The organism is Pseudomonas sp. DrBHI1, from assembly GCF_002205115.1.
GTDB classification, from domain to species: domain Bacteria; phylum Pseudomonadota; class Gammaproteobacteria; order Pseudomonadales; family Pseudomonadaceae; genus Aquipseudomonas; species Aquipseudomonas mosselii.
Window position 1 is genome coordinate 1 of sequence record NZ_NIBE01000029.1, and the last position, 16364, is coordinate 16364.

Here is a 16364-nt window from a genome sequence, read left to right on the forward strand (position 1 = left end):
GCTGCTGCAGAAACCGGCGGTGGTGAAGAAAGGTGGGTTCCTGAGCTGGTTGCATAAGTGAGCCAATCGCGGGGCCAGCCCGCTCCCACGTTCCTGGTTGCCCCAAGGATTATCCAGCCTGCACAGCGTGGGAGCGGGCTTGCCCCGCGATAGCGATTACAACACCACCCGCAGACACTGCCCTGCGTGATACAGCGAGAACCCCGACTCGTAGAACGCCGTGCGCAGCGACGGCGCGCTCACCGGCCTCATCGGCGAGAATGGAATCGGCAGGCTGTCCGGATCATCCTTGAGCAGGAACTCGGCAAACGCCCGGCCGATCACCGTGCCGGTGGTGTTGCCGCGCCCGTTGTAGCCGGTCACCGCCACCAGCCCCGGCGCCGGTTCGAACAGGCGCATCAGGTGATCCGGGGTGAAGTCGATGCAGCCTGTCCAGTGCATCTCCCACTCGACCTTGCCCAGCGCCGGGTAGTAGTGGCTCTGGATACGGTCGGCCCAGCTGCGCACGAACCACGCCGGCTTGTTGTCGACCCGGCCGAGGCTGCCGAGCAGCAGGCGGCCCTGGTCGTCACGGCGGATGCTGCTGAGCACGGTGCGGGTGTCCCACGAGCCCTGGCCATGGGGCAGGACCTTGTCGGCGGCGGCGCCATGCAGAGGCTTGGAGGCGACCTGGTAGTAATAGCCGCGGAAGAAGTGCTTCTGCAGGTTGCTCCAGTCGCCTTCGGTGTAGGCGCCGGTGGAGATCACCACCTTGTCGGCACGCACCGCGCCGCGTGCGTTCTTCACTCGCCAGGCGTCGCCATCACGCTCCAGGCCCTCTACCGAGGACTGCTGGAACAGCTTGCCGCCCAGCCGGTTCACGGCGGCGGCCAGGCCTTGTGTATAGCCCATGGGGTTGATAGTGCCGGCGCGGCGGTCGAGCAGCGCGGCGGAAATCTTGTCGGTACCGCAGTATTCCTGGCAGTGCGCGCCGGTCAGCAGCTCGACGTCGGCGCCGCGCCGGGTCCACTGCTGGTGGCGGGCCTCGAGGTCGGCGATGCCGGTGGCGTTGTGCGCCATGTGCAAGGTGCCCTGATGCCGGGCCTGACAGTCGATACCCAGGCGCTCGATCATGGCGAATACTTCATCCGGGGCCTCGCCGAGCACCTTGTTCAGGCGGGCGCCCTGCTTGTGGCCGAGGGTGGCCTCGACGTCGTCGGGGCGGATCCAGGTGCCGGCATTGACCAGGCCAACGTTGCGCCCGGAGCCGCCGTGGCCGATCTTCCAGGCTTCCAGCAGGATCACCGACTTGCCCTGCTCCAGCAGGTGGATCGCCGCCGACAAGCCGGTGATGCCGCCGCCGATCACGCAGACATCGGCCTTGTGCTCGCCGGCCAGGGCCTGGGCGGCGACGGTCGGCTGGGTGACGTGTTCCCACAGACATTCTTGACGCAGTTCGGACATGGCCGGCTCCAGCAATTGTTCTTATTGCCTCTGGGGCCGCTTCGCAGCCCTTTCGCGACACAAGGCCGCTCCCACAGGAATCGCGCCGAACCCTGTGGGAGCGGCCTTGTGTCGCGATTCGGGGGCGTCAGCCCCCGCCCACGATCATCAATCGAACACGATGCCCTGCGCCAGCGGCAACTCACGCGAATAGTTCACGGTATTGGTCTGCCGGCGCATGTAGCCCTTCCAGGCGTCCGACCCGGACTCACGCCCGCCACCGGTCTCCTTCTCACCCCCGAACGCCCCGCCGATCTCAGCACCGCTGGTGCCGATGTTGACGTTGGCGATGCCGCAATCGCTGCCCGAGGCGCTCTGGAAACGCTCGGCCTCGCGAATGTCGGTGGTAAAGATGCACGACGACAGGCCTTGCGGCACCTCGTTGTTCAGGCGCAGGGCCTCTTCGAAGTCGTCGTAGGCCAACACGTAGAGGATCGGCGCGAAGGTCTCGTGGCGGACCACGTCGCTCTGGGCCGGCATCTCGGCAATGGCCGGCGACACGTAGTAGGCGTTCGGGTACTGCTCGGCCAGCTGACGCTCGCCACCGAACACCTGGCCACCCTCGTCGCGGGCCTTGGCCAGCGCGCCCTGCATGGCATCGAACGACTGCTTGTCGATCAGCGGGCCGACCAGGTTGTCCTTGCGCGGGTCACCGATGCGCACCTTGCCGTAGGCGGCTTTGACGCGGGCGACCACTTCGTCCTTGATCGAACGGTGAACGATAAGACGGCGCAGGGTGGTGCAGCGCTGGCCGACGGTGCCGACGGCGGAGAACAGGATGCCGCGCACGGCCAGGTCCAGATCGGCGCTCGGGGCCAGGATCATGGCGTTGTTGCCGCCCAGCTCGAGAATGCTGCGGCCGAATCGCGCCGCGACACGCGGGCCGACTTCACGACCCATGCGCGTACTGCCGGTGGCGCTGACCAGCGGCACGCGTGGGTCGTCGACCAGGGCTTCGCCGGCTTCGCGACCACCGATCACCAATTGCGCCAGGCCAGCCGGCGCATCACCGAAGGCCTTCACGGCCTTGTCGAACAGTGCCTGGCAGGCCAGGGCGGTCAGCGGGGTCTTCTCGGATGGCTTCCACACCACGGCGTTGCCGGCCACCAGCGCCAGCGCGGTGTTCCACGCCCATACCGCCACCGGGAAATTGAAGGCGCTGATCACCCCGACCACGCCCAGCGGGTGCCAGGTTTCACGCATGTGGTGGCCCGGACGCTCGGAGGCGATGGTCAGGCCGTACAGCTGGCGCGACAGGCCGACGGCGAAGTCGCAGATGTCGATCATTTCCTGCACTTCGCCCAGGCCTTCCTGGGTGATCTTGCCGGCTTCGATGGAGACCAGTTCGCCGAGGTCGGCCTTGTGTTCGCGCAGCACCTCGCCGAACAGGCGCACCAGCTCGCCGCGACGTGGGGCCGGCACGCTGCGCCAGGTTTCGAAGGCCTGTTGCGCCTGGTCGATGCGGGCAATGGTGTCGGCCTTGCCGAGCAGTTTCACCGAGGCGATGCGGCTGCCGTCAATCGGGGTGTGAACAGGGTAGTCGCCCTGGGTGTGAGCCGCGGCGGCAACGCCAAGACGCTCGAGCAATGCAGCAACCATTGTGCTTCTCCTTTCATCGGGTGAAGGGGTGGAAAAGGATGTGGGTCAGTATTAATCCGATTACACAGGTGCAACAAACGACCTTTATTCCGCATATCATTCCGCCAGGTAATGATTTCAGCCGCCGAGACCGCTTATGTCCAAACGCCTGGTTCCGTCCATGACCGCCCTGCAGTGCTTCGAGGCCGCAGCCCGCCACCTGAGCTTCACCCGCGCCGCCGAGGAGCTGCACCTGACCCAGAGCGCGGTGAGCAAGCAGGTGGCGCAGCTCGAGGAGATGCTGCGTCACCACCTGTTCCTGCGCATCCGTCGACGCTTGCAGCTGACCCCCGCCGGCAGCCTGTACCTGGCCGAGGTGAACAAGATCCTTACCCAGGTGGACATGTCCAGCCGCTATGTCCTGAGCTATGGCTCGCAGACCGAAGTATTGAAGGTAGCCACTCAACCGAGTTTCGGCGTGCGCTGGTTGATTCCGCACCTAAAAGGCTTCGGCAAGCGCCACCCGAACATCCACCTGGATATCCGCAACGAGATGGAGCCGTTCTCCCTGCTGCAGGGGTCGGCCGACGTGGTGTTCTTCTATGGCCAGGGCACCTGGCCGGGGGCGACCTGCGTCGAGCTGTTCGGCGAAGAGGTGGTGCCGGTGTGCGCGCCGGAGCTGTTGCAAGGCCGCACGCTGCCTGACGCGGGCGCGGTGGCGGAGCTGGTATTGCTGCAGAGCACCTCGCGCCCGGAGGCTTGGCACGCGTGGTTCCTGGAGCAAGGGCTGCACACCGACAACAGCTACCACGGGCCACGCTTCGACACCTTCTACATGGCCTTGAGCGCGGCGCAGGCGGGGTGCGGGGTGGCGCTGGTGCCGCGGTACCTGGTGGCCCGGGAGCTGGCCGAGGGCAGCCTGGTGCTGGCCTGGGACCATGCGATGAAGAGCAGTGGCGCGCATTATCTGGCGTATGCCGAGCATGCGGCGGAAGTGCCGAAGGTGCGGGCGTTGGTCGAGTGGGTTGCCGAGCAGATCCAGCGGCGCGACCACTGACGCCATCGCGGGGCAAGCCCGCTCCCACACAGTTCGTGGGAGCGGGCTTGCCCCGCGATAGGGTCGCCAAGGTCCATCAAAAAAGGAATGAAACCCGCACTTTTTTTCGCTTGTACGCCAGCTCCATTCCCAGTTTTCATGTAAGTGTCCTCCACTCACCCAGGAAGCTTGCGATGCCCGCCCATGATTTCGTCAGCCCCGACAGCATCCGCGCGCAGTTCTCTGCCGCCATGTCGCTCATGTACAAGCAGGAAGTCCCCCTGTACGGCACGCTGCTTGAGCTGGTGAGCGAGACCAACCAGCAGGTCATGGCCGCACAGCCCAAGGTGGCCGAGGCCCTGCGCTGGACCGGCGAGATCGAACGCCTCGACCAGGAACGCCACGGCGCCATCCGCGTGGGCACCGCCGAGGAACTGGCCACCATCGCCCGCCTGTTCGCGGTGATGGGCATGCAGCCGGTCGGCTACTACGACCTGAGCTCGGCTGGCGTGCCGGTGCACTCCACCGCGTTTCGCGCCGTGCATGAACAGTCGCTGCACATCAGCCCGTTCCGCGTGTTCACCTCGCTGCTGCGCCTGGAGCTGATCGACAACCCGCAACTGCGCGCACTGGCCCGGGGCATCCTGGAGAAACGGCAGATCTTCACCCCCCGCGTGCTCGAGCTGATCGCCCAATGCGAACGCGACGGCGGCCTGGACGCAAGCGATGCCGAGACCTTCGTCCAGGAGGCGCTGCACACCTTCCGCTGGCACCAGGACGCCACGGTCAGCGCCGAGCAGTACCAGCAGTTGCACGACCAGCACCGGCTGATCGCCGACGTGGTGGCGTTCAAAGGCCCGCATATCAACCACCTGACCCCGCGCACCCTGGACATCGACGCGATCCAGCTCGGCATGCCGGCCAAGGGTATTCCGCCCAAGGCCGTGGTCGAGGGGCCGCCCACCCGGCGCCAGCCGATCCTGCTGCGCCAGACCAGCTTCAAGGCCCTGCAGGAGAAGGTCGCCTTCAGTGATGCCCAGGGCAGCCACACGGCGCGTTTCGGCGAGATCGAACAGCGCGGCGCGGCGCTGACGCCCAAGGGGCGCCAGCTGTACGACCGGCTGCTGGATGCGACCCGTGAAGCTTTGGGCGGCGCGCCGGCGGAGGCCAATGCCGAGCGATACAGGGCGCTGCTCGCGGAGCACTTCGCCGAGTTTCCGGATGACCTGGGGCAGATGCGCGAGCAGGGGCTGGCGTACTTCCGCTACTTCGCCACCGAGAAAGGCCTGGCCGAGCGCGGGCAACAGGATCGCCCGACCACCCTGCAGGGGCTGATCGACGCCGGGCACGTGCATTTCGAGGCGCTGGTGTACGAGGATTTCCTGCCGGTGAGCGCGGCAGGGATCTTCCAGTCCAACCTGGGGGACGATGGCCAGGCCGACTATGGCAGCAACGCCAACCGCGAGGCCTTCGAGCAGGCGCTGGGGTTGCAGGTGCAGGATGAGCTGGCGCTGTATGCGCAGAGCGAGCGCCGGTCGTTGCAGGCGTGTGCGCAGGCGTTGGGGCTGGGGACGCTGTAGTATTTGAAACCGCTGGGGCCGCGTTGCGGCCCGTTCGCGACACAAGCCCGCTCCTACATGGGAACGCGCTCGCCTGGAGCGGCCTTGTGTCGCGCAAGGGCTGCAAGGCAGCCCCAGTGCACTAGCGGTGAGTGCGGAACCGATCCACTTCCTGGCGCAACTGCCCCGCCAGCCCCTCCAGCTCGCGGGCCGTCATGGCCAGTTCATTGGCCACATCACGCTGCTCGCTGTTGGCCTGGGCGATGCTCTGCAGGTTGCGGCTGAGCACCGTCGCGGTGCTGCTCTGCTCCTGGGTCGCGGTGCTGATCACGGCGAATTGCTCGCCCGCCACCCGGCTCTGCTCGTCGATGCGCGCCAGGGCTTCGGCCACCTTGTCGTTGCGTGCCAGGCCTTCCTGCATCAGCTGATTGCCCTGCTCCAACGTGCTGATGGCATGGCCGGTCTGCTGCTGGATGCTGGCGATCATGCCCGAGATCTCGTCGGTGGCCTGGCGGGTGCGCGCGGCCAAGCCACGAACTTCGTCAGCGACCACGGCAAATCCACGACCCTGCTCGCCGGCCCGCGCCGCCTCAATGGCGGCGTTCAGCGCTAGCAGGTTGGTCTGCTCGGCGATCGAGGTGATCACGCCGACAATCCCACCGATCTCCTGCGAACGGGCGCCCAGGGTGTCCATCACTCTGGCGGTGCCACCCAAGGCCTCGGCGATCTGCCGCAGGGAAACCGAGGCTTCATCCATGGCGCTGCGTCCGATGCGGGTCTGCTGGGCATTGTCGCGGGCCATGCGCTCGGTGCCGGCCATGTTGTCGGCGATGTTCATCGACGTGGCGCTGAACTCCTCCACCGCGCCGGCCATGCTGGTGATCTCGCCGGACTGCTGGTCCATGCCCTCGCAGGCACCGGACGACAGGCCCGACAACGAGCGGGCACGGCCACTGACCTGGTCGGAGGCAGCACGGATATGCTCGACCATGGTCGCCAGGGCCTCACCCATCTGGTTGAAGCTGCGGGCCAGCTGGCCGATCTCGTCATGGCTGGTGACGCTCAGGCGAGCATTCAGGTCGCCGGCGCCGAGGGCTTCGGCCTGGCGCACCAGGTCGCCCAGCGGGCGCAGTTTACGGCGCAGCAACCAAAGGGTGGCGGCCACGGCCAGCAGCATCGCCAGCACGCTGCCGATGGCCAGGCGCAGGCCAACGCTCCAGGTCACGTCGCGGATCTCGCCCTCGGGCATGCTTGCCACCACGGTCCACGGGCCCTCGGCGAACGGCTCGGTGACGCTGAACACCGGCTCGCCGGCACCGGCCCAGAACTGCCCTGCCCCCGGTTTCAGCGCCTTGACTACCTGAGCCGCCGCCTCGCCGTCACGTACCTCGGCCGGCGGCACCAGCCACTTGCCCTGCTCGTCCAGCAACGCCAGCGAGCCGGTCTGGCCGATGCGGAAGCGCTTGAGGTTGGCGAACTGGGCGTTCTGCGCATCGGTGTAGTCGAAGCCGACGAACAGCACCGCGATCACCCGGCCACCGCCGTCACGCACCGGCACGTAACGGGTCATGTAGTTGCGCTCGAACAGCACGGCGCGGCCGACATAGGTCTGCCCGGCCATCAGCTTGGCGTAGGCCGGATGCTGGCGATCGAGCTGGGTGCCGATGGCGCGGCTGCCGTCCTGCTTGGTCAGGCTGGTGCTGATACGCACGAAGTCGTCGCCGCTGCGCACGAACAGGGTCGCGACCCCGGCGGTCATCTGCTGGAACTCGTCGACCTGGCGGAAATCGTTGTTCAGCAGGTGGTCGCCCAGGTACAGCGCCGGTGTCGCGGCACCGGCGACATTGACCGTCTCACCGGCGTGCAGCGCCAGCCCCGAGGCGAATCGGCGCTCGAACAGGCCGCTCAGGCGCTGGGTGTTGTCCTTGAGCGAGCCGTGGAAGGTGTCGAGCTGGTCGGCCAGCAGCCGCGCCTCGCTGGCCAGATGCGCCTGGCGGGTGGTGAGGTTGGCGTCGTCCAGCGAACGCAGGGCGAACAGGGTGCTACCGGTGATCACCAGCGCCAGCACGATGGCGAGGGCGATCCCGAGCTGCGAGGCGATTCGGGCACGCGGTTGAGACATGGCAAGGCTCCTGGCAAGAGGCCGGGATCGTCCTGATCACGCTGACCGCCCGCTGCATATCGACGGGGAATCGCGTCCTCTTCCGGGACGCTGGTGCAAGTTGATCGGCGTCTGTAGGAAATACTTGAGTGCTGGACCGGGATATTCGCAAACGTTTTCTTGCTGTGGCCCGCGATGGTTATCAACCTTGCGCCGACAGTACCTGCACAACCGGCAGGTCCATTGCCGCCGCCTCCTCCTGCAGGAACACACTCAACCTGCACAGCCGCTCCCCGCCCGGCCGGGTCCGCGGCCACACCAGGTAGTAGTCCATGCCACTGGCCACCGCAGTCGGCCAGGGCAGGCTCAGCCGGCGCTGGGCCACGTCCTCGGCCACCATCAGCAGGTCGCCCATGGAGATCCCATAGCCCCGTGCCGCGGCGATCATGCCCAGTTCCAAGGTATCGAACACCTGCCCGCCCTTGAGCGAGACCTTGTCGGTCAGCCCCATGCGCGCCAGCCAGGCACGCCAGTCACGCTTGTCCGGCGTGGGGTGCAGCAGTTCGATGCCCGCCAGGCGCCGTTCGTCCCAGGGCGCGTCATCGAGCAGTTCCGGCGCGCCCACCGGGATCAGCAACTCGGAGAACAGCCGGCGCACCTCCCAGTCTGCCGGAAAGCTGCCATCGCTGAGCAGCACCGCGCAGTCGAACGGCTCCTGGTTGAAGTCGACATGATCAACATCCATCCAGGCGCTGGTCAGCTGCACCTCGTTGCCCGGCTGCAGGTGGCGAAAACGGCTCAGGCGCGCCAGCAGCCAGCGCATGGTCAGGGTCGAGGGCGCCTTCATGCGCAGGATGTCGTCCTCGCCGCGCAAGGTATCGCAGGCCCGCTCCAGCGACGCGAAGCCGTCGCGCACACCGGGCAGCAGCATGCGCGCGGCTTCGGTCAGTTGCAGGCTTCGCCCGCTGCGTATGAACAGGCGGCAGGCGAAATGCTCCTCAAGGGTGCGGATATGCCGGCTGACCGCGCTCTGGGTGATCGACAGTTCTTCACCGGCACGGGTGAACGAACTGAGCCGGGCGGCAGCTTCGAATGCGCGCAGCGCATAGAGCGGAGGCAGTTGGCGGGTCATGGCGCACCTGTTAGGCGGGGCGTAGGTCGGATGCACAGGATCATACATCCATGAGTCAGGCTCATGCCTGTGATCGCATTTATCCTTTTGTGCAAAGCTGACCGAGGCCTCAGAATCGACGGCTCGCTTCCCCGACTCATCCAGAAGGACCGCCCCCATGCATGTCGCGCCCACCACTGAACTCAAGGCTTTGCTGCGCCTGGCCGGGCCGCTGATCGCCTCGCAGTTGGCGCACATGCTGATGGTACTCACCGATACCCTGATGATGGCCCGCATCAGCCCGCAGGCCTTGGCCGGTGGCGGCCTGGGCGCGGCGAGCTATTCGTTCGTGTCGATCTTCTGCCTGGGTGTGATCGCCGCGGTCGGCACGCTGGTGGCGATCCGCAAGGGCGCCAACGACACCGAGGGCGTCACCCGCCTGGCCCAGAGCGGCCTGTGGCTGGCCTGGGGCCTGGCGTTGGTCTCGGCGCTGGTGATGTGGAACCTCAAGCCGGTGCTGCTGCTGTTCGGCCAGAAGCCGGAGAACGTCGACTCGGCGATGCAGCTGCTCACCCTGCTGCCGCTCGCCCTCCCCGGCTACATGACCTTCATGGCCCTGCGCGGCTTCACCAGCGCCCTGGGTCACTCAACCCCGGTGATGGTCATCAGCCTGGTGGGCACAGTGTTCAACTACCTGTTCAACCATGCGCTGATCGAGGGCATGTTCGGCCTGCCCAAGCTCGGGCTGATGGGCATCGGCCTGGTCACCGCCGTGGTGACCCTGGGCATGGCCATCGCCCTCGCGCTTTATATTCGCTGGCACAAGGCCTATGCCGCCTACCCGCTGCGCAAGGGGCTGTCGCGCCCTTCCCTGCCGGCACTGCGCGAGCTGTGGCGGCTGGGCCTGCCGATTGGCGGTACCTATATGGTCGAAGTGGGCCTGTTTGCCTTCGCCGCCCTGTGCATGGGCGTGCTGGGCAGCACGGAACTGGCGGCGCACCAGATCGCCCTGCAGATCGTCTCGACCGCATTCATGGTCCCGACCGGCCTTTCGTATGCGGTGACCATGCGCGTCGGCCTCTACTATGGTGCCGGCAACCTGTTGGCGGCTCGCAGCGCCGGGCGCGTGGGTATCGGCTTCGGTGCCTCGCTGATGTTCGCCTTCGCCGCACTGTTCTGGTTGTTGCCGGACGCCCTGGTTGGTTTGTTTATCGACCGTAACGACCCGGCCTTCGCGGCGATCTTCATGCTGGCGGTACAGTTGGTGATGGTGGCGGCATGGTTCGAGCTGTTCGATGGCGTGCAGACCATCGCCATGGGCTCGATCCGTGGCCTGAAGGACGCCAAGACCACTTTCCTGATCGGCCTGGTGTGCTACTGGCTGGTGGGTGCGCCGAGCGCGTGGCTGTTCGCCTTCAACCTCGGCGGCGGCGCGCAGGGGATCTGGTGGGGGCTGGCGCTGGGCCTGGCCTGCGCGGCGGTGGCGTTGACGTTCGGCTTTGAGTGGCGGATGAAGCGGTTGCTGGGCAAGGCAGAGCGGGCGCGGGGGGCGGCGGTGGCGGTTTGAGGGGTTTGGGGGCGCTGGGGATCACGTGATGGCGGACAAGTACCTGGCGCTGCAACTGTACCGTCGAACACCTTGAAGTAAAAACCGTCTAAAACTGTACTACTGTACCGCCATAAACATCACTTTCTGTTCACCACTTCCCTACTACCTCCACAAAATCGCACCAAAAAAGCGCACACCAGTACAGTTTTGCCAATAACAAGTGCAACAGTCCCTTCCAACAGTTAACTGCCCCCTTACAATACACCTGAACTGTACCTACTGTTCTGGACGAGAGAAGAGGAAGATGGGCACCAGTTAAATCACTCCCTAATGCCGCCACAAGCGGAAGGATGACACATCATGGAACGTACCCTCAGTTCCGACCTGGTTTTCGAAAAAGCCCAAGCTTCCAACGCCGCCCTGCCGCTGCGCGTCCTGTCCACCCTGGTACTGTGGCAGCGCCGCATGGCCAGCCGCCGCCAGCTGGCGCGCCTGGACTCCCGCCTGCTGGCTGACGCCGGCATCAGCGAGTCGCAGCGCTACGAAGAGCTGAGCAAGCCGTTCTGGCGCTAAGCGCCGGACGCCGGCCCAGGCCGGCACCGCAAAATCACAAGAACCCGTTGCAGGAAACTGCGGCGGGTTTTTTGTTTCAAGGCCCGGACTAGAGCATTCGCACGACCAAACATAACAGTTTTTATAACTTACAAATCGACAGGCACAGTTACTATTTGTGATCTTTTCTCGAGCCAAATGGCCGAACCAGCACGTGTTACGCTTGTCTTACGCGCCTGGCAGAGAAAAGTACCGTGACGAGCCAAGCGAGCGTCCGATAAGCAGAACCATCCAGACCCTGTGCAGGAGTCCCCGACCATGTCCCGTTATCACCTGTTTGGCGCCGCCTTGCTGCTGTCGCTCGCCGGCGCGGCCAATGCCACCAGCTTCGTCGTCACCACCGACGCTGTGGTAGGCGCAGTAGCCGCCTCCACCGACGCCACCTCCGACATCTCCTCCTCGTTCCGCGACGACAAGATCGTCAAGGCCGCCCGTGACGATGCCGCCAGCTTCGTTGGCAGCGACGGCGCCATTCGCGGCGCCAAGCTGGAGAGCGCGTTCGCGCATATTCGCCAGCAACTGCCGGAGCTGCAGGCCAGCGACGCGCAGCTGGCCCGCGCCATCCTCGCCATCTGAGCCCCGCACCGCCCGGATTCACTGGCCCCGCCCGTGGATCCGGGGTAGCCTTCGCAGCCCGAGATCATCGCCAGACCGCCCATGCGTTACCTGTTGCCTTCACTGTTCGCCCTGGCCTGCATGAGCAGCGCCCAGGCCATGGATACCACCACCCAGAGCCTGGTCATCAGCGGCTACGTCACCAGCCAGGTTACCGCCGCGCCGTTCGACCGCAAGCTGGTCGCCGCCGCCCGTGACGACGCCGCCGCGTTCGTCGCCAGCGACGGCCGGATCCGTGGCGCGCGCCTGCAGGCGGCGCTGGACATGCTGCACCAGGACCTGGCCCGGCCTTGCGTCGGCGACCGTGAACTGGCCGAAGCGATTCTCGTCCAATAACTACATTCGACTCCCCTGTACTTCCGGAGATGCTCCATGCGTAAACCGCTGATCGCCGCCACCCTCGGCATGCTGCTGCTCGCCGACCTGGCCCAGGCCCACACCCTGGTGGCCACCAGCAACATCATCGTCCGCGCCTTCGGCCGCTCGATCGATTTCACCTCCGACACCACTACCTCGATCCGCGACTCGAAAGTGGTGCGTGAAGCCCACGACGACGCCGCCAGCTTCGTCGCCAGCAACGGTGATATCCGCGGCGCCCAGCTCGAGGCCGCCTTCGACACCCTGCGCGCCCGCGTCCCCGAGGCCCGTGACGCCAGCGACCAGGTGCTGGCCGAAGCCATCCTCGCCCTGTGAAGCGCGTGCGTGCCTGGCTGCTGGGCTGCGCCCTGACGCTGCTCGGCACGCCCGCCCTGGCCGACCTGCAGCTGGTGCTGCAGCGCGACGGCCTCGACCCTGCACAACAGCAGGCGACCCAGACGTTGCTCGACGAAGCCATGGCCAAGCTGCCACCGCGCTTCAAGCAGCAATTGGACCGGCAAATCCTGGTCGGCTGGACCGAGCGCATGCCCGAGGACGCCTACGGCCAGGCCTCTCCGGTGGCCAGCCTGGAACTCAACCGGCGCCTGCTGCCGGGCCTGGTCGACGGCAGCGCCGCCCGCGAGAAGACCAACCGTCCCCACGGCACGGTCCGCGAGGAATTGCTGGCCACCGTGCTCCACGAACTCACCCATATCTATGACCGCGCGCGCCTGTGGCCGGACGCCGAGCGCCAGCTGATCAGCCGCTGCAAGCGCCAGCAAGGCGCCCTGGGCAAGGTCGGGCTGCCGCAGGACTGCCGTGGCCAGGCCGAACGCCGCTTTACCCTGAGCGACGACCCGCGCCTGCTGGACTTGGCCGGCTGGCCACAGTACGTCGGCCGGCGCGGCGAGCGCGAGCAGCACAACGGCCAGCTGGTGCGCAGCCCGGACGCCTACGAGCTGAGCAGCCCGAAAGAGTTCATCGCGGTCAACATGGAATACTTCCTCCTCGACCCGAGCTACGGCTGCCGTCGCCCTGCGCTAAACCAGTACCTGCGCGACCATTTCGGCTGGGCGCCGCAACAGGACACCTGCGCCAGGGGCCTGCCGTTCCTCAATGCCGGCAACGATTTCGCCCGCCAGCCATTGGGTGAGATCGACCCGGAGCGGGTCTACGAGGTGGACTACCTGCTGGCCGAAGCCAACCAGAACTGGGTCAGCCGTTGGGGCCACAGCATGCTGCGCCTGGTGATCTGCGCCCCGGGCCGCCCGCGCGGTCCAGCCTGCCGCCTGGACCTGGACCAGAGCCTGGTGCTGTCGTACCGCGCCTTCGTCAACGACGTGCAGCTGTCCAGCTGGGACGGCCTGACCGGCGCCTATCCCTCGCGGCTGTTCGTGCTGCCGCTGGGGCAGGTGATCGACGAATACACCAAGACCGAGCTGCGCAGCCTGGCCTCGGTGCCGCTCAAGCTCAGCCGCGGCGAGATCGAGAACCTGGTGCGCCAGGCCGCCGAGATGCACTGGAGCTACGACGGCAACTACTACTTCCTGTCCAACAACTGCGCGGTGGAGTCGCTCAAGCTGCTGCGCAGCGGCACCGGCAACCCGCGCCTGAACGACCTCGACAGCATCATGCCCAACGGCTTGCTGGAGGTGCTCAAGGGCAGGGGACTTGCCGATACCCACGTGCTCGACGACCCGCGCGAGGCACTGCGCCTGGGTTATCGCTTCGACTCTTATCGCGACCGCTACCAGGCGATGTTCGAGGTGCTGCGCAAGCAGTTGCCGATCAAGCAGACGAGCGTGGAAGACTGGCTGGCGCTGGACGCCGAGCAGCGCCGCCAATGGTTCGACCGCGCCGACCTGCGTACCAGCGCGGCCTTGCTGCTGCTCGAGCAGGCCGGCCTGCGCCGCCAGCTGCTGCTGGCCCAGGACGAGGTCAAGCAACGCTACCTGAATGGCCGGGCGCTCAAGGACGGCAGCTTCGACAAGGCCAACGAAACCTTGCAGGCGATGCTGGCCAACAGCGGCTTCCTCAGCCGCCCGGCGGAATTGCTGGGGGCAGGGGGCTATGGCCTGCCGCAGCCTGCCGAGCGCAAGCAGCTGGAGCAGGTGAGCAGCGAGCGCCAGGCGCAGCTGCTACGGCTGAGCACCGACTTGGACCAGCAGGTGAGGGCGCTGCTGGGGCCGGAACGGGGCAGGGAGATCAAGGCCGTGGAGGCCAATATCAAGCAGGTGGGCGAGCATCTGCGGGCGTTGCACAAGGCGGCCGGGGGGTTGCAGCTGCCCTAGCGCATGGCGATAAGGCCGAACAGAGGTAGCACAATGCCCTACAGGCTTTCCTCGTCCTCCTCCGGCAACCCTTGATCCACCTGCAACCATGGCAACCGGCTCCCCACCCAGATATGCCGATTGGCCGGCACCCGCTCCGGGTGATCCAGCGTCGCCACCGTCACATCGATCGTTTCAGGGCTATGCGCGGTCACCAGCGCCACGTGCGCCCCGCAGTTGCCACAGAAATACCGGCTGCAGCTCTGCGGCGCCATGTAGCGCTGGGGCGAGCCCGCCAGCCACTGGAAACCCGCGAGGGGCAGGGTGACCCAGGTCACCAGCGTACCGCCGCTGACCCGCCGGCAGATCGAGCAATGGCAATGGGCGACATCGCCCAGATCGGCCTGCAGCCGGTAGCGCAACGCCCCGCAATGACACCCGCCTTCCACGACATCCACCATCGAAATGACCTCCCGTCGCCTGAGCGCAGGCGAAAGCTGGCTGAAAGCTTGCCCACATAGGATAGCGCCACCACCGGCAGCAGACCGGCCAGCCAGGGCACCCGGAAACCTCCGCGCCCCGGCCCAATCAACAACAACAATGGTGATTCTGATGTTTTCCTGTGCCCGCCTTCTCGCAGTATCCCTCCGCCTGCTCCTCGCGCAGCGCCTGACGCGCTGATCCGCCCGAATCGTCCTTCCTTTCGCCGCGCCACGCCTGGAGTACCGCCATGCTGACCTTCCTCGGCTTCGCCATGGTCATCACCTTCATGTACCTGATCATGACCAAGCGCCTGTCGGCCTTGATCGCGCTGATCCTGGTACCGATCCTGTTCGCCCTGTTCGGTGGCTTTTCCGCCAAGATCGGCCCAATGATGCTCGAAGGCATCAGCAAGCTCGCGCCCACCGGCGTGATGCTGATGTTCGCCATTCTCTACTTCGCCCTGATGATCGACTCCGGCCTGTTCGACCCGGCCGTGCGCAAGATCCTCAAGCTGGTCAAGGGCGACCCGCTGAAAGTCTCGGTCGGCACCGCGGTGCTGGCCCTGGTGGTGTCCCTCGACGGTGACGGCGCCACCACCTACATGATCTGCTGCGCCGCCATGCTGCCGCTGTACAGCCGCCTGGGCATGAGCCCGCGGATCATGGCCGGCCTGATCATCCTCGCCGGCGGAGTGATGAACATGACTCCGTGGGGCGGCCCCACCGCCCGCGCCGCCAGCGCCCTGCACGTGGACCCGTCGGACATCTTCGTACCGATGATCCCGGCCATGGCCTTCGGCGTGGCGGCGATCCTGGCCATCGCCTACTGGTACGGCAAGCGCGAGCGTGCCCGCCTGGGCGAGCTGCACCTGCCGACAGACGACATCGACCACAGCGAGATCAGCGTGTCGCAGTTCCCCGAAGCGCGCCGGCCGAAACTGATCTGGTTCAACGGTGCCCTGACCGCAGCGCTGATGGTCGCGCTGATCGCCGGCGTGCTGCCGCTGCCGGTGCTGTTCATGATTGCCTTCAGCATCGCCATGATCGTCAACTACCCGTGCCTGCAGCAGCAGAAGGACCGCATCGCCGCCCACGCCTCCAGCGTGCTGGCCGTCAGCGGGCTGATCTTCGCCGCCGGCATCTTCACCGGCATTCTGTCGGGCACCGGCATGGTCGACGCCATGTCCAAGAGCCTGCTGGCGGTGATCCCGGAAGCGTTCGGCCCGTACATGGCGGTGATCACCGCGATCGTCAGCATGCCGTTCACCTTCTTCATGTCCAACGACGCCTTCTACTACGGCGTGCTGCCGGTGCTGTCGGAGTTCGCCAGCCACTACGGCGTCACCCCGGTGGAAATGGCTCGCGCGTCGATCGTCGGACAGCCGGTGCACCTGCTCAGCCCGCTGGTACCCTCCACCTACCTGCTGGTTGCCCTGGCCGGCATCGAGTTCGGCGACCACCAGCGCTTCACCCTCAAGTGGGCAGTGCTGGTGTGCCTGTGCATAATGGCCGGCGCGCTGGCACTGGGGACTTTCCCGCTGTTCAGCAGTCTGTAATACAAGCGCATCATCCAACTGCAAAGCGCCCGGCCTCTTGGGCGCTTTGCCTTTAA

Annotated in this window: 14 protein-coding genes and 1 pseudogene; 9 read left to right on the forward strand and 6 right to left on the reverse strand. The window is 66.2% G+C overall.

Annotated elements, in window-relative coordinates:
* Positions 1 to 156 precede the first annotated feature (156 nt).
* Together CC207_RS04595 and CC207_RS04600 are read right to left on the reverse strand one after the other, a co-directional pair.
* Entirely contained in the window at positions 157 to 1443 is a 1287-nt protein-coding gene (locus CC207_RS04595; protein WP_088851659.1) for an FAD-binding oxidoreductase, read from the reverse strand.
* Positions 1444 to 1590: 147 nt separating this feature from the next.
* Complete coding sequence (locus tag CC207_RS04600) at positions 1591 to 3081, reverse strand: aldehyde dehydrogenase family protein (protein ID WP_088851660.1); 1491 nt, start codon at positions 3079 to 3081, stop codon at positions 1591 to 1593.
* A 136-nt stretch (positions 3082 to 3217) separates the two neighbouring features.
* Between CC207_RS04600 and CC207_RS04605 the strand changes: the two genes are divergently transcribed.
* A complete protein-coding gene (locus CC207_RS04605) occupies positions 3218 to 4117 on the forward strand; it encodes a LysR family transcriptional regulator (RefSeq protein WP_088851661.1) in 900 nt (299 codons plus the stop codon).
* 173 nt (positions 4118 to 4290) lie between these two features.
* Positions 4291 to 5676 (forward strand): VOC family protein, encoded by a 1386-nt coding sequence (locus CC207_RS04610; RefSeq protein ID WP_088851662.1) that lies wholly within the window; start codon positions 4291 to 4293, stop codon positions 5674 to 5676.
* 121 nt (positions 5677 to 5797) lie between these two features.
* Here CC207_RS04610 and CC207_RS28235 read toward each other — a convergent pair whose 3' ends face one another.
* The 3 genes and pseudogenes from CC207_RS28235 to CC207_RS04620 all read right to left on the reverse strand — a co-directional run bounded on the left by CC207_RS28235 (position 5798) and on the right by CC207_RS04620 (position 8888).
* A complete protein-coding gene (locus CC207_RS28235) occupies positions 5798 to 6667 on the reverse strand; it encodes a methyl-accepting chemotaxis protein (protein WP_371349967.1) in 870 nt (289 codons plus the stop codon).
* Positions 6665 to 7777 (reverse strand): annotated as a pseudogene (locus CC207_RS28240) (Cache 3/Cache 2 fusion domain-containing protein); the annotation flags it as partial. The pseudogene CC207_RS28240 and the gene CC207_RS28235, both read right to left, overlap by 3 nt.
* Positions 7778 to 7958: 181 nt before the next feature.
* Positions 7959 to 8888: a LysR substrate-binding domain-containing protein gene (locus CC207_RS04620; RefSeq protein ID WP_088851663.1), complete on the reverse strand. Its 930-nt coding sequence runs from the start codon at positions 8886 to 8888 to the stop codon at positions 7959 to 7961.
* A 157-nt stretch (positions 8889 to 9045) separates the two neighbouring features.
* Between CC207_RS04620 and CC207_RS04625 the strand changes: the two genes are divergently transcribed.
* From CC207_RS04625 to CC207_RS04650, 6 genes are all read left to right on the forward strand, one after another.
* On the forward strand, positions 9046 to 10434 hold the full coding sequence (locus CC207_RS04625) for a NorM family multidrug efflux MATE transporter (protein WP_088851664.1): 1389 nt from the start codon (positions 9046 to 9048) through the stop codon (positions 10432 to 10434).
* A 342-nt stretch (positions 10435 to 10776) separates the two neighbouring features.
* The gene (locus tag CC207_RS04630; protein WP_028688647.1) at positions 10777 to 10989 is read left to right on the forward strand and encodes a DUF1127 domain-containing protein; all 213 of its coding nucleotides are present in this window, start codon (positions 10777 to 10779) and stop codon (positions 10987 to 10989) included.
* A 297-nt stretch (positions 10990 to 11286) separates the two neighbouring features.
* Positions 11287 to 11604, forward strand: a complete 318-nt coding sequence (locus CC207_RS04635; protein ID WP_028688648.1) for a DUF2388 domain-containing protein — start codon at positions 11287 to 11289, stop codon at positions 11602 to 11604.
* 81 nt (positions 11605 to 11685) lie between these two features.
* On the forward strand, positions 11686 to 11979 hold the full coding sequence (locus CC207_RS04640; RefSeq protein WP_062359958.1) for a DUF2388 domain-containing protein: 294 nt from the start codon (positions 11686 to 11688) through the stop codon (positions 11977 to 11979).
* Positions 11980 to 12015: 36 nt separating this feature from the next.
* Positions 12016 to 12336 carry a DUF2388 domain-containing protein gene (locus CC207_RS04645; protein WP_011531558.1) on the forward strand — a complete coding sequence of 107 codons (321 nt, stop codon included), beginning with the start codon at positions 12016 to 12018 and terminating at the stop codon, positions 12334 to 12336.
* Positions 12333 to 14291 (forward strand): DUF4105 domain-containing protein, encoded by a 1959-nt coding sequence (locus CC207_RS04650; protein WP_028688650.1) that lies wholly within the window; start codon positions 12333 to 12335, stop codon positions 14289 to 14291. Before CC207_RS04645 ends, CC207_RS04650 begins: the two co-directional genes overlap by 4 nt.
* A 38-nt stretch (positions 14292 to 14329) precedes the next feature.
* Here the strand turns inward: CC207_RS04650 and CC207_RS04655 are convergent, their stop codons facing one another.
* Complete coding sequence (locus CC207_RS04655; protein WP_028688651.1) at positions 14330 to 14731, reverse strand: GFA family protein; 402 nt, start codon at positions 14729 to 14731, stop codon at positions 14330 to 14332.
* A gap of 269 nt (positions 14732 to 15000) precedes the next feature.
* Here CC207_RS04655 and CC207_RS04660 point away from each other — a divergent pair, with 269 nt between their 5' ends.
* On the forward strand, positions 15001 to 16308 hold the full coding sequence (locus CC207_RS04660) for a CitMHS family transporter (protein ID WP_028688652.1): 1308 nt from the start codon (positions 15001 to 15003) through the stop codon (positions 16306 to 16308).
* The last annotated feature ends 56 nt before the right edge of the window (positions 16309 to 16364 follow it).

What these genes read in the sequence shown, in the direction of transcription:
- CC207_RS04625 (WP_088851664.1), top strand. Translation starts at nt 9,046, where the DNA reads ATGCATGTCGCGCCCACCACTGAACTCAAGGCTTTGCTGCGCCTGGCC.
- CC207_RS04630 (WP_028688647.1), top strand. Translation starts at nt 10,777, where the DNA reads ATGGAACGTACCCTCAGTTCCGACCTGGTTTTCGAAAAAGCCCAAGCT.
- CC207_RS04645 (WP_011531558.1), top strand. Translation starts at nt 12,016, where the DNA reads ATGCGTAAACCGCTGATCGCCGCCACCCTCGGCATGCTGCTGCTCGCC.
- CC207_RS28235 (WP_371349967.1), bottom strand. Translation starts at nt 6,667, where the DNA reads ATGGGTGAGGCCCTGGCGACCATGGTCGAGCATATCCGTGCTGCCTCC.
- CC207_RS04610 (WP_088851662.1), top strand. Translation starts at nt 4,291, where the DNA reads ATGCCCGCCCATGATTTCGTCAGCCCCGACAGCATCCGCGCGCAGTTC.
- CC207_RS04640 (WP_062359958.1), top strand. Translation starts at nt 11,686, where the DNA reads ATGCGTTACCTGTTGCCTTCACTGTTCGCCCTGGCCTGCATGAGCAGC.
- CC207_RS04635 (WP_028688648.1), top strand. Translation starts at nt 11,287, where the DNA reads ATGTCCCGTTATCACCTGTTTGGCGCCGCCTTGCTGCTGTCGCTCGCC.
- CC207_RS04660 (WP_028688652.1), top strand. Translation starts at nt 15,001, where the DNA reads ATGCTGACCTTCCTCGGCTTCGCCATGGTCATCACCTTCATGTACCTG.
- CC207_RS04620 (WP_088851663.1), bottom strand. Translation starts at nt 8,888, where the DNA reads ATGACCCGCCAACTGCCTCCGCTCTATGCGCTGCGCGCATTCGAAGCT.
- CC207_RS04600 (WP_088851660.1), bottom strand. Translation starts at nt 3,081, where the DNA reads ATGGTTGCTGCATTGCTCGAGCGTCTTGGCGTTGCCGCCGCGGCTCAC.
- CC207_RS04655 (WP_028688651.1), bottom strand. Translation starts at nt 14,731, where the DNA reads ATGGTGGATGTCGTGGAAGGCGGGTGTCATTGCGGGGCGTTGCGCTAC.
- CC207_RS04605 (WP_088851661.1), top strand. Translation starts at nt 3,218, where the DNA reads ATGTCCAAACGCCTGGTTCCGTCCATGACCGCCCTGCAGTGCTTCGAG.
- CC207_RS04595 (WP_088851659.1), bottom strand. Translation starts at nt 1,443, where the DNA reads ATGTCCGAACTGCGTCAAGAATGTCTGTGGGAACACGTCACCCAGCCG.